This window comes from Sutcliffiella sp. FSL R7-0096 (assembly GCF_038595065.1).
GTDB lineage: Bacteria > Bacillota > Bacilli > Bacillales > Bacillaceae_I > Sutcliffiella_A.
The window spans coordinates 521,496-543,585 of the sequence record NZ_CP152003.1 but is presented as its reverse complement, the minus strand read 5'-3'; the positions used below and the strand labels follow the sequence as shown (position 1 = coordinate 543,585).

General features: G+C 45.5%; 19 protein-coding genes. 4 read left to right on the top strand and 15 right to left on the bottom strand.

The features are described 5' to 3' along the window. Window positions 1–7 precede the first annotated feature (7 nt). Complete coding sequence (locus tag MKY77_RS02925; RefSeq protein ID WP_342515641.1) at window positions 8–541, bottom strand: hypothetical protein; 534 nt, start codon at window positions 539–541, stop codon at window positions 8–10. Window positions 542–779: 238 nt separating this feature from the next. On the opposite strand from MKY77_RS02925, the gene MKY77_RS02920 reads away from it, so the two are divergent. Next, entirely contained in the window at window positions 780–1,685 is a 906-nt protein-coding gene (locus MKY77_RS02920; protein WP_339148755.1) for a D-alanyl-D-alanine carboxypeptidase family protein, read from the top strand. A gap of 117 nt (window positions 1,686–1,802) precedes the next feature. On the opposite strand, the gene gatB is transcribed toward MKY77_RS02920, so the two are convergent. Genes gatB through gatC form a run of 3 tightly spaced genes read right to left on the bottom strand, consistent with a single transcriptional unit; the run spans window position 1,803 to window position 5,020 of the window. After that, on the bottom strand, window positions 1,803–3,233 hold the full coding sequence (gene gatB / locus MKY77_RS02915; protein ID WP_339148754.1) for an Asp-tRNA(Asn)/Glu-tRNA(Gln) amidotransferase subunit GatB: 1,431 nt from the start codon (window positions 3,231–3,233) through the stop codon (window positions 1,803–1,805). A gap of 15 nt (window positions 3,234–3,248) precedes the next feature. After that, complete coding sequence (gene gatA, locus MKY77_RS02910; protein ID WP_339148753.1) at window positions 3,249–4,706, bottom strand: Asp-tRNA(Asn)/Glu-tRNA(Gln) amidotransferase subunit GatA; 1,458 nt, start codon at window positions 4,704–4,706, stop codon at window positions 3,249–3,251. A 23-nt stretch (window positions 4,707–4,729) separates the two neighbouring features. Continuing rightward, the gene (gene gatC / locus MKY77_RS02905) at window positions 4,730–5,020 is read right to left on the bottom strand and encodes an Asp-tRNA(Asn)/Glu-tRNA(Gln) amidotransferase subunit GatC (protein WP_339148752.1); all 291 of its coding nucleotides are present in this window, start codon (window positions 5,018–5,020) and stop codon (window positions 4,730–4,732) included. Window positions 5,021–5,582: 562 nt separating this feature from the next. Between gatC and putP the strand changes: the two genes are divergently transcribed. Further along, complete coding sequence (putP, locus tag MKY77_RS02900) at window positions 5,583–7,088, top strand: sodium/proline symporter PutP (protein ID WP_339148750.1); 1,506 nt, start codon at window positions 5,583–5,585, stop codon at window positions 7,086–7,088. A 171-nt stretch (window positions 7,089–7,259) separates the two neighbouring features. Here putP and MKY77_RS02895 read toward each other — a convergent pair whose 3' ends face one another. From MKY77_RS02895 to MKY77_RS02860, 8 genes are all read right to left on the bottom strand, one after another. Next, window positions 7,260–7,862, bottom strand: coding sequence for a hypothetical protein (locus tag MKY77_RS02895; protein ID WP_339148749.1), 603 nt, complete (start codon window positions 7,860–7,862; stop codon window positions 7,260–7,262). A 172-nt stretch (window positions 7,863–8,034) separates the two neighbouring features. After that, complete coding sequence (locus MKY77_RS02890) at window positions 8,035–8,697, bottom strand: DUF4397 domain-containing protein (RefSeq protein WP_339148748.1); 663 nt, start codon at window positions 8,695–8,697, stop codon at window positions 8,035–8,037. A 350-nt stretch (window positions 8,698–9,047) separates the two neighbouring features. Then, window positions 9,048–10,592, bottom strand: coding sequence for an L-glutamate gamma-semialdehyde dehydrogenase (pruA, locus tag MKY77_RS02885; RefSeq protein ID WP_339148747.1), 1,545 nt, complete (start codon window positions 10,590–10,592; stop codon window positions 9,048–9,050). A 354-nt stretch (window positions 10,593–10,946) separates the two neighbouring features. After that, complete coding sequence (locus MKY77_RS02880) at window positions 10,947–12,098, bottom strand: CamS family sex pheromone protein (protein ID WP_339148746.1); 1,152 nt, start codon at window positions 12,096–12,098, stop codon at window positions 10,947–10,949. Window positions 12,099–12,110: 12 nt separating this feature from the next. Next, window positions 12,111–14,117 (bottom strand): NAD-dependent DNA ligase LigA, encoded by a 2,007-nt coding sequence (gene ligA, locus MKY77_RS02875; RefSeq protein ID WP_339148745.1) that lies wholly within the window; start codon window positions 14,115–14,117, stop codon window positions 12,111–12,113. After that, window positions 14,098–14,349 carry a hypothetical protein gene (locus tag MKY77_RS02870; RefSeq protein ID WP_342515640.1) on the bottom strand — a complete coding sequence of 84 codons (252 nt, stop codon included), beginning with the start codon at window positions 14,347–14,349 and terminating at the stop codon, window positions 14,098–14,100. Before MKY77_RS02870 ends, ligA begins: the two co-directional genes overlap by 20 nt. Window positions 14,350–14,571: 222 nt before the next feature. After that, window positions 14,572–16,875, bottom strand: a complete 2,304-nt coding sequence (gene pcrA, locus MKY77_RS02865) for a DNA helicase PcrA (protein WP_339148742.1) — start codon at window positions 16,873–16,875, stop codon at window positions 14,572–14,574. 246 nt (window positions 16,876–17,121) lie between these two features. Next, the gene (locus MKY77_RS02860) at window positions 17,122–17,808 is read right to left on the bottom strand and encodes a heptaprenylglyceryl phosphate synthase (RefSeq protein ID WP_339149938.1); all 687 of its coding nucleotides are present in this window, start codon (window positions 17,806–17,808) and stop codon (window positions 17,122–17,124) included. 276 nt (window positions 17,809–18,084) lie between these two features. Between MKY77_RS02860 and MKY77_RS02855 the strand changes: the two genes are divergently transcribed. After that, on the top strand, window positions 18,085–18,246 hold the full coding sequence (locus tag MKY77_RS02855) for a hypothetical protein (protein ID WP_339148741.1): 162 nt from the start codon (window positions 18,085–18,087) through the stop codon (window positions 18,244–18,246). A gap of 72 nt (window positions 18,247–18,318) precedes the next feature. On the opposite strand, the gene MKY77_RS02850 is transcribed toward MKY77_RS02855, so the two are convergent. The 3 genes from MKY77_RS02850 to MKY77_RS02840 form a co-directional block, all read right to left on the bottom strand. Further along, window positions 18,319–18,630 (bottom strand): YerC/YecD family TrpR-related protein, encoded by a 312-nt coding sequence (locus MKY77_RS02850; RefSeq protein WP_339148740.1) that lies wholly within the window; start codon window positions 18,628–18,630, stop codon window positions 18,319–18,321. 27 nt (window positions 18,631–18,657) lie between these two features. Then, the gene (locus MKY77_RS02845) at window positions 18,658–19,668 is read right to left on the bottom strand and encodes a DUF3048 domain-containing protein (protein WP_342515639.1); all 1,011 of its coding nucleotides are present in this window, start codon (window positions 19,666–19,668) and stop codon (window positions 18,658–18,660) included. 87 nt (window positions 19,669–19,755) lie between these two features. Beyond that, window positions 19,756–21,501, bottom strand: a complete 1,746-nt coding sequence (locus MKY77_RS02840) for an adenine deaminase C-terminal domain-containing protein (RefSeq protein ID WP_339149937.1) — start codon at window positions 21,499–21,501, stop codon at window positions 19,756–19,758. A 184-nt stretch (window positions 21,502–21,685) separates the two neighbouring features. Between MKY77_RS02840 and MKY77_RS02835 the strand changes: the two genes are divergently transcribed. Continuing rightward, window positions 21,686–22,006, top strand: coding sequence for a DUF2892 domain-containing protein (locus tag MKY77_RS02835; RefSeq protein ID WP_339148738.1), 321 nt, complete (start codon window positions 21,686–21,688; stop codon window positions 22,004–22,006). The last annotated feature ends 84 nt before the right edge of the window (window positions 22,007–22,090 follow it).

The window sequence follows — 22,090 nt, the reverse complement described above, 5'->3', positions numbered from 1 at the left end:
CTTCCCCCTATTTATTATAGTTTTCTAAAACCTTTTCGTATGGAGTGACAGAGACCACCCCGGTTTGGACATCGATGATCAGGACTTCCGTATCATAAGGTATTTCCTCGTTCTCAAAGCTCTGTGCAGACCGTGAAACGGTGCTTCCCCCGATGCTCAGTACGACTTCCCCGAACCCATCTTTCGGAACGGAGATGATGACTCTTGCAAGCTTTCCTTTTAAGTCATCGTCTGTATAGCCGAGTGAGGAATCGGCGGACTTGATTGGTACAAAAACAAAGATGTGAAGCAAAATGACTAGTAGAAGTGCAAGGACGGTGGCAATGGCCAACACCAGCAAGCCTGATAGCGGCGAATACTTTTCAACCAGATAGCCTGTTGCTCCGAACACGGTAAAGAATGAAAAGATAAGAGCTGGATCAATAGGTAACACGTCAAATATCACGTCCACCACATCAGATAATAAAACATAGATCAGCGTCAAGCCGCCAAAGATGATGAGGCACCAAAAGTAGAGCGTCATCATGTCCAATCCAAACATCGTCATAAGCCATCGTTTCCTTTCCTGTTGTATTGAAGGCAATCACCTTTGGAATCCTGATCCCCCTTCCAAAACTTCCTTCCGCTATTATATACGGGTCATTCCTCCTAAAGGTTTCAAAAAGATTTCTATTTTTCTACCTTTTTCTAGGACGATGATAGGTGTAAAATAATAGTAGGAATTTACAAAAATCTACCTATTTCATCATAAACTAAACTAAAGGGGAAAACTATCACTTATGATAAAAAAAGGAATTATTTGTGGCGTGACCTTGAGCCTTTTGGCAGGTTGTACAAGTTTTGATAGTTTAGGAGAGGAAAAGGAAGCGTTGGTTGGCACTGCACATGCCTTTAAAACGGCGGTTCCACAAATGACGGATTATGATATGGCGTGGGATGTTTTTTTTGAAAAAGGAGGGGCAGAATCGCTAGAAGAGGAAGACGGGGCTGAGGAGGTACCCTCCGCAGAGGAGGATCCTGAAGAGGCGGTGAACGAGGAGGATCCTTCCCATCCTGCTGACGCAGAAGACCCGTCGGAGCCTGAAGCGATCCCTGTCGTTGCCAATCCTGGCGCGATGAATGTCATGGTCAATAAATTCTGGTCGCTACCGGAGGGGTACCGCCCTGGGGACTTGATCAAGCCGAATGTGCCGTTTTCCTTCGGGGATGAAAACAGCGACCGTTCCAAGCTGCGTGCCGAAGCCGCCGAGTCGCTTGAGGTCATGTTCCAGGTCGCCAAGGGGGAGGGCATTGAGCTTTACGCACGCTCCGGCTTCCGTTCTTATGAAACACAAGCTGCTATTTTTAAGAATGAGGTCGCCGCATTCGGCTATGAGCGGGCGGTCCTTTATGTGGCCCTGCCCGGAACGAGCGAGCACCAGACGGGGCTTGCCATGGACATCACCGCTAAAAGCGTGGGCCTTGAGCTTGTGGAGAAGTTTGAGGGTACTGCAGAAGGCAAGTGGCTTGCTGAGAACGCCCATCATTATGGCTTTATTCTGCGCTATCCGAAAGGGAAGACTACTATCACGGGGTATGCATTTGAGCCTTGGCATTTCCGGTATGTTGGAGTGGAGATCGCTGGGGAGATTTATGAGAAAGGGATCACATTGGAGGAGTATTTTGGGGACGTAAGGGAGTTTTAGGTTTGAGGGCGCTGTATTGGCGCTTTTTTTGTTTGGATGCCATTCGACACACTTCGACAACCACCAACCTAAAAAACAAAACCCCAACATCCGTAGTTGGGGTTCTGCCTATAGTGGTTAGCGCTTCTTAATTTCCTCAATCAAAATCTTGTTCACCATTTGCGGGTTTGCCTGGCCTTTGGAGGCTTTCATGATCTGTCCTACAAGGAAGCCGATGGCGCGTTCTGTTCCTTCTTTGTAGTCCTGGACGGATTTTGGATTTGCATCCAACGTTTCGCCGACCATTTTACGAAGGGTGCCTTCGTCCGAGATTTGGACAAGGCCTTTTTCTTTGACGATTTTCTCTGCGTCGCCGCCGTTTTCGATCAGTTCCTTGAAGACTTTCTTGGCTATTTTGGATGAAATGGTGCCGTCTTTAAGAAGCTTGATCATGCCGGCAAGTCCCTCTGGAGTCAACGCGGTATCATCGAGTTCTTTGTTTTCAGCGTTCAGATAAGCGGAAACCTCGCCCATCAGCCAGTTAGAAGCAAGCTTCGCGTCAGCTCCCGCTTCCACTGTCCCCTCAAAGAAGTCGGACATTTCTTTTGTAATGGTAAGGACTTGGGCGTCATATGCCGGCAAGCCTAGCTCATCCACGTAGCGCTTTTTTCGCTCGTCCGGAAGTGTCGGGATGTCTGCACGCACACGCTCTTTCCAGTCATCATCAATGTGGATTGCCACAAGATCTGGTTCCGGGAAGTAACGGTAATCGTCGGACCCCTCTTTAACACGCATCAGGACGGTCTCTTTTGTTGATTCGTCATAACGGCGCGTTTCCTGCTCAATGACTCCTCCAGATGAAAGAACCTGTTCTTGGCGAATCACTTCATATTCCAATCCTTTTTGGACAAAGTTGAAGCTGTTCAGGTTTTTCAGTTCTGTTTTCGTCCCGAATTTCTCCTGGCCGACTGGGCGCAGGGAAATGTTCGCATCACAGCGTAGGGATCCTTCTTCCATTTTACAATCGGAAACCCCTGTATATTGAATGATGGACTTCAACTTTTCCAGGTAGGCATATGCCTCTTCCGGTGTGCGGATATCCGGCTCGGATACGATTTCCACAAGCGGTGTTCCCTGACGGTTATAGTCGACAAGGGAGTAGCCGTCGCCTGTATGCATCAATTTTCCAGCATCCTCTTCCAAGTGAAGGCGCGTGATACCGATGCGTTTCTTTTCGCCGTTCACTTCGATGTCGATCCAGCCGTTTTCCCCGATCGGTTTGTCATGCTGGGAGATCTGGTATGCCTTCGGGTTGTCCGGATAGAAGTAGTTTTTCCGGTCAAATTTGGTGTCGGTCGCAACTTCGCAGTTTAGGGCCATCGCGGCCTTCATCGCATATTCAACCGCCTGTTTGTTCAGTACAGGTAGTGTTCCGGGATAACCAAGTTCCACGACGCTCGTGTTGGAGTTCGGTTCTGCACCGAATTCGTTCGGACTAGCCGAGAAGATTTTTGATTTTGTTTTTAACTCTACGTGTACTTCGAGTCCAATAATCGTTTCATAGTTCATGTCTGTTCTCACCCCTTACAGTTGTGGTTTTTGTTTATGATGGTCGGTTGCCTGCTCGAACGCATGCGCAACGCGGTATATGGTGCTTTCGTCAAAATGCTTCCCGATGATTTGCAAGCCGACAGGTAATCCGTCCACAAAGCCTGCCGGTACGGAGATTCCCGGTACTCCTGCAAGGTTGACTGGGATGGTCAGGATGTCGTTTGCATACATCGTTAACGGATCCTTCGTGTTTTCGCCGACTTTAAATGCCGGTGTCGGCGTAGTTGGCCCGATGATCACGTCATATTTTTCAAACACATCTTCAAAATCCTGCTTGATGAGCGTGCGCACTTTTTGTGCTTTCACATAATAAGCATCATAGTGGCCTGCGCTCAGTGCGTATGTTCCAAGCATGATACGGCGCTTCACCTCAGGACCGAAGCCTTCGCTGCGTGTCTGCTTGTACATGTCGAGGAGGTTCTTCGCATTGTCTGTACGGTATCCGTAACGAACGCCGTCAAAACGGGCAAGGTTAGCGGATGCTTCAGATGAAGACAATAGATAGTAAGTCGCCAGCGCATATTGGGAGTGTGGCAGGGAAACTTCTTCCCATGTTGCTCCAAGCCCTTCCAATACTTTCAATGCGTCCATGACGGATTGGCGAACTTCTTCGCTTACACCTTCCACTAGGTATTCTTTCGGCACCCCGATCTTCAGTCCTTTAATATCGCCAGTCAGGCTGGATAGGAAGTCTGGTACATCGGCGTTTGCAGATGTGGAATCCATTGGATCGATGCCAGAGATCGCTTGTAAAAGATAAGCATTGTCTTCTACGGTGCGCGTGATCGGCCCGATCTGATCAAGGGATGATGCAAAGGCGATCAGACCATAACGGGAGACACGGCCATATGTAGGTTTCAATCCGACGACACCGCAAAATGCTGCAGGTTGGCGGATGGATCCGCCTGTATCAGACCCCAGGGAGAAAAATACCTCTCCTGCTGCGACTGCTGCTGCAGAACCACCGCTGGATCCACCTGGTACACGGTCTAGGTTCCATGGATTTCTCGTTGCTGCGAATGCGGAGTTTTCGTTGGAGGAGCCCATCGCGAACTCGTCCATGTTTATTTTTCCAATTGTTACCGATTCTGCTTGGTTAAGTTTTTCTACTACTGTTGCATTGTAGATCGGGTTGAAGTCACCTAGGATTTTACTTGCAGCTGTTGTGCGGATGCCTTTTGTGACGATGTTATCCTTTACTCCGATTGGAAGGCCGAATAATAGGCCGTGGTCTTTCTCCAGTCCTAACGCTTCGTCAAGGACTTTTGCATATTTACGGGCATTCTCTTCATCGAGTGTTAGGAATGCTTGTACTTTTTCATCGACTTCGTTGATGCGTTTATAGGATGTATCAACAAGGTCTGATACACTGATTTCTTTTTTATGTAAAAGGCTATGTAATTCCGATAGCTTTTTATCAAACAATGACATGGGGGTTCCCTCCTTACTTCTTCCTATTCAATAATGCTTGGTACGCGAATCTGACCATTCTTATGATCCGGTGCATTCTTCAATACTTCGTCCACCGGCAGGCCATCTTTCGCAACATCCTCCCTCATGACATTCTTCATATGTAGAACATGAGAAGTCGGTTGAACCTCTTCTGTATCTAATTCATTCAGCTTCTCCGCGAATGAAATAATGGCATCTAATTGACTTGTGAACATAACCACCTCGTCCTCGCTGATCGCAAGACGGGCCAAATGCGCCACATGCTTCACCTGATCCTCCGAAATACGTGACATCCTCTTTCACCTCCGCAAAAATTCGAACTTGCACAATACCCCTATCATACTAAACTTTAACCCCCACAAGCAATCCTGACGGGATATTGGTAAAAAATTTCTTTAGTTTGATAAAGAGGGACTTCCCCTCAGTGCGTTAAAGGGGTAAAATGGGTTTGACCCCCATTGCTTTAAAGCGGTAAAAGGGGTCTGACCCTCATTGCGTTAAAGTGGTAAAAGGGGTCTGACCCCCTCTTAAACAAATCTAAAATATATTTCGGGATTATTGGATAAAATATTTTCACGCACTCGTGAAAATGGTCTTAAAAATATCAGCCCTATTACAAAGATATTACACGTCTGAAAATTTCGAATAGTTTTACTTTAATTAATTGTCAAGTGGGAAGTACGCCCATTATATCAAGGGGTACAGTGATTTTCTTCCTATTGAAAATGGTTTCAATCGCTTGAATTAAGGGAAATACTTTGTTAGCTTAAATACTCGTAACCGTTATAAGAGCAATTTGGGGCGCCGAAATTGCTGATGTCAAACAACATTTAAGATTATTCAGGAGTTGATATTGTGGAAACAGGAGTATTTATTTCCCTAGCACTTTATTTCATCGCCATGCTAGGTATAGGTTTATATGCCTATAAAACATCTACCGATGATATTTCAGGTTATATGCTTGGTGGGCGTAAATTAGGACCTGGAGTAACAGCACTATCTGCCGGGGCATCCGATATGAGTGGTTGGATGCTAATGGGTCTACCTGGTGCCATGTATGCTACTGGTGTATCCAGCATGTGGATTGCAATCGGGCTTACAATCGGTGCATATGTGAACTATTTAATCGTTGCACCTCGCTTAAGGATTTATACTGAAACTGCGAATGACTCCATTACAATCCCAGATTTCTTTGAAAACCGCTTTTATGATGGAACTCGTATTTTACGTTTCGTATCAGCTATCGTTATTATTATATTCTTCACTCTTTATACATCCTCAGGATTAGTTTCTGGTGGTACACTATTTGATAGTGCATTTGGGTTAGACTACAAAACTGGATTGTTTGTAACGGCTGGTGTCGTAGTAGCCTATACATTGTTTGGGGGATTCTTGGCAGTTAGTTTAACTGACTTTGTACAAGGTGTCATCATGCTTCTTGCCTTAGTACTAGTGCCGATTGTTGCTTTTACTGATCTAGGCGGTGTTGGAGTAACATTTAATGAAGTACGTTCCATAGACCCAACATACCTTGATTTCTTCAAAGGGACTACCGTACTTGGAATCATTTCCTTGCTTGCCTGGGGACTTGGTTATTTTGGACAGCCTCATATCATTGTACGATTTATGGCAATTAAGTCCATCCGTGACTTTAAAGCCGCTCGTCGTATCGGAATGAGCTGGATGATCGTTTCCATCATCGGTGCGATGGCTACAGGACTTGTAGGTATTGCCTATGTGAACCGTACAGGAATGGAATTGGCTGATTCTGAAACAATCTTTATTGTTTTCTCACAATTCTTGTTCCATCCACTAATCAGTGGATTCTTACTTGCAGCAATCCTAGCTGCGATCATGAGTACGATTTCTTCTCAGCTACTAGTTACATCTAGTGCACTGACAGAAGACTTTTATAAAACATTTTTACGCCGTGAAGCATCGGATAAAGAACTTGTCCTTATCGGTCGTATCTCTGTATTGATAGTTGCTATCATCGCTATCTCGCTATCCCTGACACCTAACGATACCATCCTTAATCTAGTTGGTAACGCATGGGCAGGATTTGGTGCAGCATTTGGTCCAGTAATAATCCTAAGTCTATACTGGAAACGCATGAACCGCTGGGGTGCACTTGCAGGTATGCTAGTGGGTACATTCACTGTACTATTATGGATCTATGGGCCATTCACCATCAACGGCAAACCTCTAACTGCATTCTTATATGAGATCATTCCAGGATTCATCCTAAGTACGATTGCCGTAATCGTTGTAAGTTATATTACAAACTTCCCACGTAAAAATGTACGTGAAGGCTTTACGGAAATGGAAGAAACAATGGAATCAGAACAGAATAAAGAATAAGATCGATTTATACAAAAGAGAACCCCTTAGAATTTGCGGGTTCTCTTTTTTGATATAGTTATTTGAAAAGTTAATTCCGTTTTTTTGCTTGAATCCCTTGGGACGCAATCACTCTTAGAAATTCTAATCAAACGTTTGTTTGAAAATTGCTATATTAAAATAACCTTCCTACTATGGAAGGTATTGTTCACTAATCAAGACAATCTCACCTTCCACCAGATACAGGTTAAATAATCCTGAATGGCTTTTCTCTTCAAATTCTTTAAATGGCTCGTAAACGGGTACAGCAGCTCCATTAAGGACATACGCTGCTATGCTTTCACTTACAGCGATGAGCTCCTGCTCCTCCTTCTCATTTACAAGCTTCCCGCCGTTCGGCGCATTCGGATCTTGCTCCCAAGCCGCATAATCAATAACAAAAAACACTTGAGTCCCGTCCCTTTTTATCTCCTTAATATATCCTTGCTTATGGACAATAGCAGGTAAATGGGCGAGCAATATCTCCTGCATATGCACTTTGTTTTCTAATTCTACAATCCGATCTAGATGAGAGGTTTTCGTGGATTCTACGGTGGTTTGAAGCTCTTTGATGGCACTGTCCTTTTCCACAAGATCCCCTTCTAACTTTTTCAGCGCTTCCTTTACAGCATCGAGGTCTTCCAACTTTACGGAAGAATCTTCCCTTACTTTTTCCTCACTTGTAGTGAGGCTCTTGGTGCAGCCCGATAATAATAACAAAAGTATTGCCATCATCGATACAGCTTTCTTCCCCATCGCGAAACCCTCTCCCCATCCATTAGGCATCTTAATCACAAGAAAATTTTACCACCTGGAACCGGCTCCTGTCTCTAACATTTTCACTCTGCCGAATGCTATCTCTATTAAAAATTTCGACAATATAAAAGAAGCCGCCACCACAAAAGGTAACGACTTTTCATAAAATTCCTTATTTCTTGTTATCCACCAATACCAATACTTCCAGCTTATCTGCCGTATTCACCGCAAACACACTGTACACTGTATCGGCTTCAAGTTTTGTTCCGGAAAGGTCTAGAACCTGCTTTCCATCTGGCGTTCTGATTTCCAAATTGTACGTTCCAGGCTCAAGCTCCTGATAAACGGAAATGTCTTTAAAAGAAAGATCACTGAATACCGTATCTCCTTTAATGACTCCAACATCCACTGTTGGTGCATCTGGGGAAAGGTGACCAACGCGGGTGTAGGCTTTGCCTTTTGGAGCTTTTCTCTCATCTTCCACAGCGATCATTTCAAGGTTTGCAAGCTTATTGACGGCTGTCACTGTATAGGACTTGCCACCTTCCACTTCAAGCCGTTGCGCAATAATTGCCTTGTCTTTTTTACCTGCAGGATAGACTTCAATGTTATGCGGTCCAGCAGAAAGGAATAGATAGTCGGTTGCATCTTTGAATTTCGCACCCTCCACCGCTGTATTTCCATCTACGTAGACGTCTACAGCCGGCCCATCAGGCGATGCATGCAGGATACGAACTTGTGCCTCATCCTTATTTCCTGTATTGGCTTCTGCCAAGTTGATTGCGCCTCCGAGGACAAACAACAATACTGTTAAGACGCTCAAGAACTTCTTCATTTTTAGTCTCCTTTACCTTACTTTTTTTGAACACATTTGTTAGTATGAAATTTTCCGCTTAGAATATGTAAAATAATAGTAATTAATTGTTCTTTTTGAGGAGAGTTTGGGATACTTGGGTTGGAGTTTGGATGGAGGAACGGGAAAGTTGATGCCGAAATCGGCCGAGCTCGTGCCAAAAGGAGTCAAGTTCATGCCAAAAGAAGGCGAGTTCGTGCCAAAATGGGCCAAGTTCGTGCCAAAACAATATTTTAGCTAGATTTCGGAGCCAACCGCAGCTTACCTCTCCCGTTCATAATGCAAAAAAGCTGACACCCAAATGGGCATCAGCTTTCCTTCTATTATAAAAATTATAATGTTTCAGAAGTTGTTTTTGCTTGTAAGTGTAGCAATAGGTAGTCAGGACCGCCCGCTTTGGAGTCAGTTCCAGACATGTTGAATCCGCCGAATGGTTGGTATCCAACGATTGCACCTGTGCATCCACGGTTGAAGTAAAGGTTCCCGACGTGGAAGTCTTCACGTGCTTGCTCGATTTTATCGCGGTTGTTTGTGATGACCGCTCCAGTCAAGCCGTATTCTGTATTGTTCGCAATTTCAAGCGCATGATTGTAGTCTTTTGCTTTTGCGAATGCTACAACCGGTCCGAAGATCTCTTCTTTCATCAGGCGAGCTTCTGGATCTACGTCAGCAACGATTGTAGGCTGAACGAAGAATCCTTTGGAGTTGTCTCCTTCTCCACCTGCAAGGATGCGTCCTTCTTCTTTTCCGATTCCAACATATTTCATTACTTTATCAAATGCAGCTTGGTCGATTACAGGCCCCATGTAGTGGTTCTCTGTAGGGTCGCCAACTGTCAATTCTTTTGTTAATTCAACTGCACGGTTCAATACTTGATCATATACATCTTCCACGATTACCGCACGGGAGCACGCAGAACATTTTTGACCGGAGAAACCGAAAGCAGATTTAACGATGGATTGTGCTGCCAACTCAAGGTCGCCCTCGCTATCAACCACAATCGTATCTTTTCCACCCATTTCCGCGATTACACGCTTCAGCCAGATTTGGCCAGGGTTCACTTTAGAAGCACGCTCATAGATTCGTAGACCAACGTCACGAGATCCTGTGAACGAGATGAAACGAGTGCGTGGGTGGTCTACTAGGTAGTCCCCTACTTCAGCTCCGCTACCTGGTACGAAGTTAAGTACGCCAGCAGGCAGGCCAGCCTCTTCCATTACTTCTACAAACTTAGCTGCAACAACTGGAGTTGTAGATGCAGGCTTCAATAATACTGTGTTACCCGTTACAATCGCCGCTACTGCAGTACCAGCCATGATTGCAAATGGGAAGTTCCAAGGGGAGATGATCACACCTACTCCTAGTGGAATATAGTTATAACGGTTGTATTCGCCAACTCGGCTTTCTAAAGGCATACCGTCTTTCAATTTAAGCATTTGACGCGCATAGTACTCAAGGAAATCAATCGCTTCCGCTGTATCTGCATCCGCTTCATTCCAAGGCTTACCTGCTTCTTTTGTTAAAAGTGCAGAGAATTCGTGCTTACGACGACGAATGATTGCTGCCGCACGGAACAAGATGTCTGCTCTTACTTCTGGCTTCACTTTACGCCACGTTTTGAACGTTTCGTCTGCAACTTGCATTGCTTTTTCTGCCAAGTCACGATCCGCCTTTGACACACGACCAACAACCTCTTCTTTATTTGCAGGGTTCACGGATACGATTTTATCTTCTGTCGTAACACGCTCTCCACCGATAATTAAGTCGTAATCTTGTCCTAAATAAGAGTCCACTAGTTTCAAGCCTTCAAGATAAGCTTGTTTGTTTTCCTCATTAGTGAAATCAGTAAATGGTTCATGTTTGTAAGGTAATACCATTACATTCGCCCTCCTTTGCATTCTTAAGCGCTTGCATACAATTCTCATTCTACCTTATCATTACTAGTCTTTCAAATATTGTTTATATTCTCATAGGAAGAAAATTCTGGAGGACAGGAATTTGCTAGTGAGATGTGGGGCTGGGAGAGGATTTCACTGCATTTTTGCAAAAGTTACAATGAGGTCCAAAAAAGTCACAATAATCTTTGGAAATGTCACAATAACTTGCGAAAAACTCACAATGATCCCTGAAAAAGTCACAATAACCACAAAAATAGTTACAATAACCTCTCCCCTCTCCCGTCAACACACAAAAAAACCCACTATCCCAAAGAATAGTAGGTCACAAAAATTTTAGTAGATATGAACAAACGGTTTTTCCGCTCCGGCATCCCTTACAATCAACGCTTCTTGTCCACTTATGGAAGAAATCGATACTTGGAGATTCATATAATTCGGAAAGTGTTCTACCAACAGCCCCGTCACATATTGGGTGAATCCGATCAACTCCGCTTTTCCGTTGAATTCCATATTTACTTCAATGGCAAGCTGCTGGATTTCACCATCAATGTAATAGCCTTTGCCGATAACACCAGTATGATTAGGGAAGTAATCATCAATATCCAGCTTGAAATTTTCAAAGCGTACAGCGTCATCACGGAATAGTTCCGTGGTTTTGCTATGTGGGAAAAGGTGATATTCCTCATTCACGCTATCCCATTTTCCAATCGTGTTATTACCAGAAGCGACATTTGCTTTGGCAATGAAGCTGCCTGGCACAACGGAATTGGCAGGGCTTTGCTTATACAATCCGACGATGATCGGAACATTTTCCAGGCCTTCCATCGTGCGGACCCTTTTGATTACCTCTTCTGCAATCTTTTTGCCTTCTGCTTCAAGTTCATCGTTAGGTATAGGGTACTCACGAGGAAACCCACCGTCTTTATCTAAAAGATTGAAATAATGAACAGAGTTAAGCGCGATCCCGATGGAGACACCGCCAAGCTCTACCTGGTCCTCTCCTCTTCGGATCAAATAATTCTGTTCTTGAATATGCGCTAGATAGATGGGGCTGGCTTCATTAGCCTTTTCAACATCTACATCTTCCCCCCGAGCAATCGGCGGGTTCAATCCTAAGCTCTCTTCACCAGTCTTACGCTTCAGCCATTCGGAGATGGTTCCCCGCTTTATATATTGTCCTTCCTGATACAGATAGCTGTCAGATGGGAATACTTCCTGGGCCAAGCGCATCAAGCCGGTTTCCATTTCTTCCACATCGACCCGGCTGTTCAAGCGCGGGGCGATCTGGCCGCGGGTTTCCCCGGGCTTATAGGGAAGGATGGTTTGGTAATAGTCATCTGATATTTTATATCGCGGAACAATGGCTTGTTCCGTGTTTTCCTGCTGCGCTGGATCTTGTACCACTTCTTCCTGCTTCTCGAAGCCAGGCACACATCCGGTGGCAAAAAGAGAAACAACAAGGAGCAACGACAAAAACCTTTTCACTTCCAACACCTCTTATGATTGTATTTCCTTAAGCATTTGTGCTTCATTCCAAACTTCTACCCCAAGCTCCTGCGCTTTTGTAAGCTTAGAGCCCGCATCTTCTCCCGCAATGACGAGATGGGTGTTTTTGCTGACACTTCCGGTCACTTTTCCGCCAAGCTGCTCAATGGCTGCTTTGGCATCATTTCGTGACATTTCTTCCAGCTTTCCTGTCAGGACGATCGTTTTTCCTGCAAAATAAGAATCAACGTCTTCCACACTCACAGGCTTCGGTCCTTTATACGCCATGTTGACACCAAGTTCTTTCAGCTCTGAAAGCAACTCTGACACTTCCGGCTGTTCAAAATAGGTCACAATGGAGTCTGCCATCTTATCGCCGATCTCGTGGATGGCTGTAAGCTCATCCTTCGTCAAACTTGCAAGTCGATCCATATGGTCAAATTCCTGCGCCAATGTTTTGGCGGCTTTGGCTCCGACCAGACGGATTCCAAGGCCGAACAGAAGGCGTTCAAGCGAGTTATCCTTCGTCTTTTCGATAGCAGAAATCAGGTTGTCCGCAGACTTCTCACCCATCCGCTCGAGCTCCAAAAGCTGTTCTTTTGTTAATTTATAAAGATCTGCCACATCTTCAATCAGGTTCTCGCGGAAAAGCTGGGCAATCACCTTTTCCCCTAGACCATCGATGTTCATGGCATTACGGGATACAAAATGGATCAATCCCTCACGAATCTGTGCCGGACACTTCGGGTTGATGCAGCGCAACGCCACTTCCCCTTCGATGCGGACAAGTTCGCTCTCACATTCCGGGCAGTGTGTCGGCATCGCAAAATCTCGTTCTTCGCCGGTCCTTTGCTCTACAAGTACATTCACCACTTCCGGGATGATGTCTCCTGCTTTTTTGACAATGACGGTATCTCCAAGCTTGATGTCCTTTTCACGGATGAGGTCTTCATTATGTAAGGACGCGCGTTGGACCGTCGTACCCGCCACACGAACCGGTTCGAGGATAGCAGTTGGTGTCACCACCCCTGTACGGCCGATATTCAGTTCGATATCAAGTAGCTTCGTGGTCACTTCCTCTGCAGGAAACTTGTACGCAATTGCCCATCTAGGGCTTTTTGCAGTAAAACCAAGCTGTTCCTGATGCTCGGTGTTGTCCACTTTAATAACGATACCGTCTATATCATACGACAGATCTGGGCGTTTTGTGTGCCAAGCTGTGACATATTCCAAAACTTCTTCGATGGAAGTGCAAATTTTTCTTTCCGTATTTGTTTTAAAGCCAAGTTTATCTAGATAATCCAAGGCCTCACTGTGGGAATCCACACCTGTCTCACCGGCATCCGCAAGGCTGTAGACATACACGGACAAGTTACGGGATGCAGCAATTTTTGGATCAAGCTGTCGTAAAGATCCTGCCGCCGCATTACGCGGGTTGGCAAATGGCTCTTCTTCGCGCTCCATTTTCGCCGCATTTAGCTTTTCAAAAGAGTTCATTGGCATATATGCTTCTCCGCGAACCTCCATCGTCACCGGCTCTTTTAAACGCAACGGGATCGATTTGATCGTTTTGAGGTTCATCGTGATATCCTCACCAGTTGTCCCATCCCCACGGGTCGCTCCAAGGACGAACAGGCCATCCTCATAACGCAGGGATACGGCAAGACCGTCAATTTTCAGTTCGCAAACATATGTGACATCCTCGCCGACAGCCTGTTTGACCCGGCGGTCGAAATCACGCAGGTCTTCCTCGTTGAAGGCATTGCCAAGGCTGAGCATCGGGGTGCGATGCTCGACCTTGTTGAACATCTCAAGAATATTTCCTCCCACACGCTGAGTCGGGGAGTCCGATGTTTGCAGCTCTGGATAATCCTTCTCAAGCGTCAGCAGCTCCTGTAAAAGGGAGTCGTATTCGGCATCTGAAACGGACGGTTTATCCAGTACATGATATTCATAGTTATATTGGTTCAGCACATCATGCAGCTCGCGAACCCGTTTTTCAGCTTGTTCTCTTTCCATGCAATGTCGTCCTTTCTTTTTTGGCGGTTTTCATATCTAGTTCTATTTTCAAAATTTTAGATTGACCTTTTTTTTTCGTTGCCGGCACTCGATTTCCGCGGGGATGGCCGGGAGCCTCCTCGGCTTTGCCAAGGCCACTGAAAGAGTACATGATTGTAGTAATCTGTTTAATACCGCTGTTGATTTCCGCAACCGGCTTCGCTTTCCGCGGGGCGACCTTGAGCCTCCTCACTCCGTTGCGGGGTCTCAAGAATGTCGCTATCCCCCCGCAGGAGTCTTCGCCTATTGCTCCAATCAACAGCTAGAAATCATATTATTGAAAAGTTACTGGGTTTATCAGTGGCCTCAGCGAAGCCTTCGGGTTTCCCCGTTTCCCTCTACCTTCAGCCGGAGTCGAGTGCCTTCCGCTTCAATCCACTAATTATTGTCAACTTCTAAACAGGTGTAACTTTGGCTATTGAACCTTCGTTACAGGCGCAAATTTCGCAAGGAGGCGTTTGATGCCTGTTGGGCTTGGGAACGCGATGTCGAGTTCCTTGCTGTCGCCGTCGCCTTTTACGCTGACAACGGTTCCGATTCCCCATTTTTTATGTTCCGCTTTGTCCCCTACCATCCAGTCCAAGCTTTCTCCACCTGTTGCGGTAAGGCCACGCGATGGTGCTGTCGTACGGCGAGCTGTTTGGGAAGCGGGAGTTGCGGCTCTTCCTCTTCCTGTTGCGGATCCTCCTCCAAACGGGGAAGCAGAGCCTCCAAAACTTGAACCACGGCCACCGCCGAATGGCGTTTGTCTGGACGCAGCTTCTTTCGGTTCCTGACTTTCTAACAATTCTTCCGGGATCTCTTTAATAAAACGGGATGGCGGGTTGATGTTTGTACGTCCGAACAGGGTACGCATCTGGGCATTTGTGATGAACAGCTGCTCTTCGGCACGCGTGATTCCTACATATGCAAGGCGGCGTTCCTCTTCCATCTCCGCTTCTTCAAACAAGGAACGGCTGTGAGGGAATACCCCTTCCTCCATACCAATCAGGAATACAACCGGGAACTCCAGTCCTTTTGCAGCATGGAGGGTCATTAAAATAACCCCTTCCTGCTGTGCTGGGTCTTCCTCATCCAATTTATCAATATCCGCAACAAGTGCCAGGTCTGTAAGGAATGCCACCAAGCTCTTGTCATCGTACTTTTCTTCAAAGTTTTTCGTAACAGACAGGAACTCATCGATGTTTTCCAATCTGCTTTGGGATTCAATTGTTTTGTCAGCCTTCAGCATTTCGCGATAGCCCGATTTCTCGAGTACCTCTTCCACAAGTTCCGTTACAGAGATATACTCTTGCATTTGAACATATCCCTCAATAAGTGCGCGGAACTCTTTCAGTTGTGAAGTTGCACGTCCACTCACGCCGATCAGGTCCACCTCTGCAAGGGCCGTGTAGATGGAGATATCATGCTGCGCAGCGTAATTGGCGATCTTATCGACGGTTGTTGCCCCGATGCCACGCTTTGGTACGTTGACTATTCGTTGTAAGCTGATGTCATCGTCCGGGTTGGCAATCAGGCGAAGGTAAGCAAGGATATCCTTGATCTCTTTGCGGTCGTAGAACTTGGTCCCGCCGACGATCGTGTAATTGATGTTGGACATGAGGAGCATTTCCTCCATCACACGAGATTGGGCATTTGTACGGTAGAGGATCGCAAAGTCGCCAAGCGTTCGTGTTGGATCCTTTTGCATGAGTTCCCGCATTTTCCCGACCACAAACTGTGCTTCCGATTTCTCTGAATCCGCTTGATAATGGATGATTTTTTGACCTTCGTCATTTTCCGTCCAAAGGTTTTTCTTTTTCCGACCGATGTTATTATCTATCACCCGGTTAGCCGCTTCTAAAATACGTTTTGTAGAACGGTAATTCTGTTCAAGCAGCACGACTTCCGCATTCGGGTAGTCTTTTTCAAAGGAAAGGATATTCGCGATATCCGCCCCGCGCCAGCGATAGATGGATTGATCGGAATCCCCTACCACACAAAGATTTTTCAGACGGTCCGCTAAAAGATTGACCAGGGTATATTGCGCTCTGTTCGTATCCTGATACTCGTCCACGTGGATGTATTGGAACTTGCGCTGGTAGTATTCGAGCACTTCCGGCACACGCTTGAACAAGTGAATGGTCGTCATGATCAGGTCGTCAAAATCAAGTGCCTGGTTCTTTTTCAGCCTCTTTTGGTAGTCTGTATAGATTTCCGCAACCTGCTGCTCGTATGGTCCAAGCGGCTGTTTTGCGTATTGCTCTGGGTTCATCAGTTCATTTTTTGCAGAGCTGATGGTACCTAGAATTGTTCTTGGCTCGAACTTTTTCGGATCAATATTGCGGTCTTTTAAAATGTTTTTGATGACTGACAACTGGTCGGTCGTATCAAGTATGGTAAAATTACGATTTATCCCGATGCGGTCAATGTCGCGGCGCAGGATGCGCACACACATGGAGTGGAAAGTGGAAATCCAGATATCTTCCGCTGCAGGTCCCAGTAGTTTTTCCACCCGTTCTTTCATTTCGCGGGCTGCTTTATTCGTAAAGGTGATCGCAAGGATATTCCAAGGCGCCACCTGTTTTTCGGTCATCAGGTAGGCGATTCGATGCGTCAGCACCTTGGTTTTACCACTTCCCGCTCCGGCCATGATGAGTAAGGGTCCGTCCGTTTTCTTCACTGCTTCTTTTTGCATCGGGTTTAGCCCTTCAAGAAGCCTCTGACTTAAATATTGCATATTTTTTCACCGTCCCAACAAACGTATGTTCTTATTTTCTATCATACTAAAATGTAGTTTAAATTACTATTTATTTTAGAAGTTTTGGTAAATGTCGCTGACACCGCTGTTGATTTCCGCACTGGGCTCCGCTTTCCGCGGGGCGGTGCTTGAGCCTCCTCACAACGCTTTAGGGTCTCAACCTACCGCTACCTCCCGCCGGAGTCTTCGCCCTGTGCTACAATCAACAGCTAGAATATCTAACTACTACTTATTTTTCACCGCGTCCACGGTCTTCAAAGCTTCTTTCAAGTTATCATATACTGCGTTTCCGACTACGACAGTATCGGCGTGGGCTGCCATTTCTTTGGCGCGTTCGGCTGTGGAAATGCCGCCTCCGTAAAAGAGCTGTGTTTTTTCTAGCGTTTGTTTCGCCGCCTGGACCATTTCCACGTCCCCGTACGTCCCACTATATTCTAAGTAAAAGATAGGAAGATTAAACATCTTCTCCGCTAGTCTTGCATAGGCGATGACATCTTCCCTGTCAAGGTCTGTTTTTGCCTCTGTCAGTTTGGCAGCTTTACAGTCGGCATTGAGGATGCAGTATCCTTCTGCCACGATCTCCTCCCAGTTCATGATGTCACCATACTCTTTTAGCGCTTCTATGTGAAGGTCCGTGACCCATTCTGTCCTTCTACTGTTCAACACACTTGGGATAAAATAAAAATCGAATCCCGGTGTGACCGATTCAATGGTGGATACCTCCAATGCACATGGCAACGAATATCTTCTCACCCTGCTCATCAGGCTCAGCACATTATCAAGCGTGACCCCATCCGTACCGCCGACAAGGATGGCATCGGTACCGGATTCGCACACAAGCTCTAAATCTTCGTCCGATATCTCTTTGTTTGGATCCAATTTAAAAACGTGCTTCCACTCACGTATTTCCATTAACACTGCAAACGTCCCCCATTCTAATTTTCCATTCCCCTATTATAGCAAAATCAGCGCCAATACGAAAAAGAGAAAAGGAGATTATCGACTGGAAGTTACGTCCTTTTCCGGTAGACCAAAAGTTATATTTTACAGCTATTCTGTTATTCCTTCTGTATTGCGGGTAAATAGTAAATAACAACTTGAGGAGTACTTAGGAAAATAGTTGCCTTTTAATAGATAGATGCATATCATGATTGTTTCAAAATATGATGTGGTAAGGAGGTGTCCAATATGCCTATGTGGCTGTGGTTTGTTATTGGCTTCGCTATTCTTTTGGTATTCGGTGCGCTTGTGGATTATTTTGGAAAGAGAAGAAGGAGAACAACCGACCCTGCAGCATCAACGAAAACAGTCGACCAAGTAAAATCAAACCAGGAGACGTTTTATCGGTGATTTATTGTGGAAAATATAATATCTTTCATGAAAAAGGTGGCCCACTGCACTTCCAGCGGACCACCTTTTCACTTATATTTCTTCTGCTTTCTTTTCTTCCGCAATACGCTCAAGCGCCATCTCGTAAGCGTCATTTCCGTAGTTCAAGCAACGCTTCACACGGGAGATCGTTGCTGTACTTGCACCTGTTTCGGTTTCGATCTTATGGTAAGTGAAACCGTCTCTCAGCATTCTTGCCACTTCAAGGCGTTGTGCCAAAGATTGAATTTCGTTGATGGTACAGAGATCATCGAAAAAGCGATAGCATTCTTCCATATCTTTTAAGGAAAGAATGGATTCGAAAAGTTGATCGAGTTCTTTTCCACGTAGTTTATTGATTTGCATGATTGATTTCTCCTTTGCTTAGTAAGACTAGTATGTGACGATTTTTAAGTCTGGAACGACCTGAATCCACGTTTTCCCCGGAGCGAGCGGAACCTGTTCGCCATTGGCAAAAGGGAGAATTTTTCCATCCACCGATTTCCACTCCACATCAAAGCGTTCTCCGTTTTGGATCAGCACCCCGTTTCCACCGGATGTAATATCGATTTCTTTTCTTCCCTGGTCATCTATCACGATATGTGGCGTCTCAACAATGAAAACGTTATGAGCGATAATCTCTTCCATCGTTTCAAGATCCGTAAGTTTCTCGCCTGCACTATAACGGACATATGCATTTCTAGTTTCATCATATTTATAGTCAACATGTGTGGTTTTTCTTGATGAGTATTCTATTGTTATTTGTTCAGCAGCCGTTCCATCAAGCTCATTGGTTTGACCTTCCTTTAAGAATGTAAAGGAGGGTACCTCTGCTTGTAAAGAATAATTCAGCTGATCTGCACCTTTTTTAATATTTTCAGAGGTGATATAGGAATTATGCGGCGCTTTACGGAAGCTTGCGCGTTTGAACAACGACCCATCGTAGGTCAAACCATTGATTCCATCCACTTCTTTATTTTCTATTTTCTCTTTGGCTGCCGGACTCCAGCCGTGGAACACGTAAAGGGCATCATAGCCTTTTGTCAAATCTACGAAATAATCCCTTGCACTCCTTACAGGTCCTACCGTATCGGGCATTTCACTGTGAAAAATGGCGAGAAATCTTGTAATATCACCCTCTGCAAGCACTTCATACACAATATCGGCTTTGTGAAGTCCTGATTGTGGTCGTGCCTTCCCATCGTTATTGACCATGACGGCAACAGGACGTGCATCTACTTTCTCTTCCACCGCTTCTCCTGTCAGTGGAGCTGTTTCGAGTGGTTCAGAAACCTCTGTCCCCACTTTTTCTTCCTCTTGGACCACTTGCTTGTTATCTTCCTGCGGCTCTTTTGCTGTATCAACATCGGAATTACCTGATTGACAGCCTGCTAAAAAAAGCATAAGAACTGTCCCGATCAGGCCTAATTTGTTCCTACTCATCTTTTTAAAAAACACAACCTTTGATCAAATTTCATATACTTTTACATTTTAACGCATTATTGACGGAAAGAGTACCGTTTTATTCATCACATCGTATATTCCTCTAGGTGTTATTCTAATATAAGGAAGATGTGTGGAGGACAAAAATAGTAAGGTATAGATAGGGTCATTGAAGCCATAGCCCCTTGCAAACAGCTGATTTCGCAATTCCGTTTCCTGCTTCATCAGACCCTCCATGTCACAGTTGGACATGCCCCCAGCCAGTGGTAGCGGAATATCGCAAATGACCTCCCCATCCTCGACGAGCACCATTCCCCCGCCAAGCTCCTTCATCTGTTGAAAAGCCTTCATCATCGCTACCTTGTCTTTTCCGATCAAAACGATGTCACCTGTGTTTGAATACGAACTCGCAAATCCTTGCACATGTGTGCCGAAGCCTTTGATGATTGTATTCACACGCCACTTCCCAGCCCGGTCGATGAGCATGAGGAATGACTCGTCATGCCTAGTTGATAAACGGTCCCCTGAAACATCCACCGATATAGTATATGGTTTGATGATGACTTCGTTAACCATTTCCATTCCCATGGCCATGGAAAATTGAAGGTCATCGATGGAAAGGTCCCAGTCGAGTTTAAGTGGCTCAAGACCAAGGGAATTCCAATCTTGCTCTGGAAACGCCTCTGCGTTCGTTTTGTTCTCCCTTGTCACCCAAATCCCTTTGGATAAGACAGACACCGGTGTCGGCTCCTCTTTTGCCTTCAGGAAGTTGATGTTGGCAATTCGCCCCGGTGCGATGCTGCCGTGAAGCGAGTCGATCGAGAAGTGCCTTGCCGCATTATAGGAAGCCATCCGGTATGCTTCGATGGGCGGAACTCCCTTATCGAGCGCGATAGCGATGGTTCTGTCGATGACACCGCTTTCATAAAAGCTTGGAGTCGAACCATCAGTATTGAAAAATGTTTGATCATAATAATGGACACCAGCAGCCTCTAACTCTTCCAATATTAATGGAAGATCCGGCCTGATGGATGAATAGCGGAGGGAGGCATGGTAGCCTTGGGAGATCCGCTTGATGACATCCGCTCCATTCATTGCTTCGTGGTCGCTGTGGATACCAAGCAGCTGCATTTTCGTCAACGTCTTTTCCGACGCCCCTGGAAAATGACCTTCCACCGGCTTTCTTCGCGCTTTTGCCTCTTGGACCCATTGCAGGATCATGTCGTCGCCCGCCATCAACTTCGGCCAGCTGGTCAGTTCGCCTCCCTGCATCACGAGAGGATGATCCAACCAGCTTTTCATATTCGGATTGGAAAAGATTTGCTCCTCATTCTTGATTTCGGTCTGCGCATCAAATCGGCACCACCAATACATGGTAGCAGCTGTTTTATTCATTTTTTCTATAAAAGTAAACGCTTTCTTTTTGTTCATCTGCAAAGTAAGCATTAAATTATCATTAACGAATGTCGTTGTTCCCAATTTCGATGCATATTGCGCAAAGGAAAGGGGATTATAAAGTTGAAACGGATGTACATGAGGCTCTATATATCCTGGCACCAGGTAGAACGACTCACAATTGACCACTTCCGTGTTTTTCGTGTTAGCAGGAAGCTCGTCGCCTACATAGACGATTCGGTCTTCATGGATCCAGATATTCGCTGTCATCCAAGTCTTCAATTGCACATTAAGGTATGTGGCATTGGTAAGGAGAATGGTCGGTGCTTTCTTTCCGTCGATCACCGAAACCTGTTCTCGAATTTTTTTGCTTTTCCATCGATATGCTTGTTCATGCATGCTCATCACCCACTCTTTGTGAGATTGTATCAGTTTAAGGTTTTGTCGCGAAAATTATTGTGATATAACCTCTTTTTACCATGTTACCATAACAAAGTTTTGCTTGCATTATCGTTCTTAATAATTATGTGAAAATTTTATCAACTTTAAGGACGGTACATAAAATCAAATGGAGGGATTCATTATGAAGGTTAAACCGAATATCAGTATCATCAATGCCATGATCCGTATCACAGCAGGCTTTGCAACACTGGCCTGGATCACTAGTAAAATGGTCCGTCGTCCACACCGCGACTCCTACAAGTTTGTTGCTCTACTTGCAGGAATGAAAATCGCCGAAGGCATCCTGCGCTACTGCCCGATGACACAAGGCTTCGAACGCTTGCAAGAATACCGCAATGACCACAACAGCGAAAACAACCACTACAACTTCGACTTCGACGACTTCGAAGCCAACGTAGGTGGCGGAGAAAGCGGCGGCGCTGATTCTTTTAATCCGTCTTAAGAGGTTAAAAAGAGGAAAAAAAACACCTTTGGGGGTCAGACCCCCAAAGGGTTTTGTTTACGCACGTCGAACTATATAAGGAGG

Excerpts from the sequence above, each read along its gene's own strand:
- MKY77_RS02925 (WP_342515641.1), bottom strand. The coding sequence starts at position 541 with ATGTTTGGATTGGACATGATGACGCTCTACTTTTGGTGCCTCATCATC.
- MKY77_RS02920 (WP_339148755.1), top strand. The coding sequence starts at position 780 with ATGATAAAAAAAGGAATTATTTGTGGCGTGACCTTGAGCCTTTTGGCA.
- gatB (WP_339148754.1), bottom strand. The coding sequence starts at position 3,233 with ATGAACTATGAAACGATTATTGGACTCGAAGTACACGTAGAGTTAAAA.
- gatA (WP_339148753.1), bottom strand. The coding sequence starts at position 4,706 with ATGTCATTGTTTGATAAAAAGCTATCGGAATTACATAGCCTTTTACAT.
- gatC (WP_339148752.1), bottom strand. The coding sequence starts at position 5,020 with ATGTCACGTATTTCGGAGGATCAGGTGAAGCATGTGGCGCATTTGGCC.
- MKY77_RS02895 (WP_339148749.1), bottom strand. The coding sequence starts at position 7,862 with ATGGGGAAGAAAGCTGTATCGATGATGGCAATACTTTTGTTATTATTA.
- MKY77_RS02890 (WP_339148748.1), bottom strand. The coding sequence starts at position 8,697 with ATGAAGAAGTTCTTGAGCGTCTTAACAGTATTGTTGTTTGTCCTCGGA.
- pruA (WP_339148747.1), bottom strand. The coding sequence starts at position 10,592 with ATGGTATTACCTTACAAACATGAACCATTTACTGATTTCACTAATGAG.
- ligA (WP_339148745.1), bottom strand. The coding sequence starts at position 14,117 with ATGGAAAGAGAACAAGCTGAAAAACGGGTTCGCGAGCTGCATGATGTG.
- pcrA (WP_339148742.1), bottom strand. The coding sequence starts at position 16,875 with ATGCAATATTTAAGTCAGAGGCTTCTTGAAGGGCTAAACCCGATGCAA.
- MKY77_RS02860 (WP_339149938.1), bottom strand. The coding sequence starts at position 17,808 with ATGGAAATACGTGAGTGGAAGCACGTTTTTAAATTGGATCCAAACAAA.
- MKY77_RS02855 (WP_339148741.1), top strand. The coding sequence starts at position 18,085 with ATGCCTATGTGGCTGTGGTTTGTTATTGGCTTCGCTATTCTTTTGGTA.
- MKY77_RS02850 (WP_339148740.1), bottom strand. The coding sequence starts at position 18,630 with ATGCAAATCAATAAACTACGTGGAAAAGAACTCGATCAACTTTTCGAA.
- MKY77_RS02845 (WP_342515639.1), bottom strand. The coding sequence starts at position 19,668 with ATGCTTTTTTTAGCAGGCTGTCAATCAGGTAATTCCGATGTTGATACA.
- MKY77_RS02840 (WP_339149937.1), bottom strand. The coding sequence starts at position 21,501 with ATGCATGAACAAGCATATCGATGGAAAAGCAAAAAAATTCGAGAACAG.
- MKY77_RS02835 (WP_339148738.1), top strand. The coding sequence starts at position 21,686 with ATGAAGGTTAAACCGAATATCAGTATCATCAATGCCATGATCCGTATC.